Origin of the sequence: Pseudarthrobacter phenanthrenivorans (assembly GCF_036455295.1) — a bacterium.
Classification (GTDB): Bacteria; Actinomycetota; Actinomycetes; order Actinomycetales; family Micrococcaceae; genus Arthrobacter; species Arthrobacter phenanthrenivorans_C.
Genome location: NZ_JAYXNX010000039.1, coordinates 1 through 1,103 on the forward strand (window position 1 = coordinate 1; position 1,103 = coordinate 1,103).

The 1,103-nt window shown below is 63.5% G+C and carries 1 protein-coding gene; it reads left to right on the forward strand.

Going from position 1 to position 1,103, the window contains the following annotated elements; genetic code table 11:
- Positions 1–956: ABC transporter ATP-binding protein (locus VXJ37_RS21010; protein WP_331324930.1), on the forward strand; the 956-nt coding region annotated here is incomplete at its 5' end.
- Between the last annotated feature and the right edge of the window lie 147 nt (positions 957–1,103).

Here is a 1,103-nt window from a genome sequence, read left to right on the forward strand (position 1 = left end):
CCTGCAGGGCTGCGCCGCCAGGCAGTACCGACGTCGGCCCCCGCCATACCGTTCGCTGCTACAAAGCAAACCTTCCGTTCCCGGCGATCCCTTCGCGGCCGGAAACTGCGCGCACCAGCCGGGCAGTAGATGAGAAACCCGTCATCCACGTCGGCGGACTCAAAGCAGGCTATGGCACCAACACCGTCCTTGAAGGCATCAACCTGGACGTCTACGCCGGTGACTGCGTGGCCCTCCTCGGTGAATCAGGCTCCGGCAAGACCACCCTGAGCCGATGCATCGCCGGGCTGCATCACGATTTCAGCGGGTCACTGAGCCTCGACGGCGAACCACTGGCCGCCAGCAGCTTCAAACGAAGCAAGGAACAACGCAGGCGCGTCCAATACATCTTTCAAAACCCCTACGAATCCCTGAACCCCCGCCGCACCGTGGAGGAACTCATCCTTCAGCCCGTCACCGCCGTCCGCGGCAACGTACGCAACGGCAAGGAAATCGTGGCCACCGCCCTGGAACGGGCATCACTCCGGCCGGACCACGCCCGGCGCTACCCCGACCAACTGAGCGGCGGCGAACGTCAGCGTGTTGCCATCGCCCGCGCTCTCGCCACAGAGCCCGACGTGCTGATCTGCGACGAAATTACCTCGGCCCTCGACGTCTCCGTGCAGTCCTCCCTTGTGGACCTGCTTCGGAGCCTGCAGACCGAGATGGGACTCACGCTGCTGTTCATCACCCATAACATCGCCCTCGTACGCAACATCGCACAGCAGGTCGCAGTGCTCGAACGCGGCCGTATCGTCGAATTCGGACATGTGGAGGATGTCTTCAATAGACCCGAGCACGCCTACACACGCTCCTTGATCCGAGCTACGCCTAACTTTCAGCTATCTGGGCGTCTGCATACAGCCGGGGCTGGAGGAGCATCGGGGCCGAGCGGGGACCCCGGCTGTTACCACTGAGGTCCTTGAACGCGACGGGCACTACCGCCAGGGGCAGAAACCCGGGCAGGCATTTTGGGAGACACCGGCCCGGGACGCCATCGAAACTCGCCTGCTAGTTCTTTCCGAGGAAGATCGGGTTGGTGAGTGCGGCCATGGGGCCGAGCA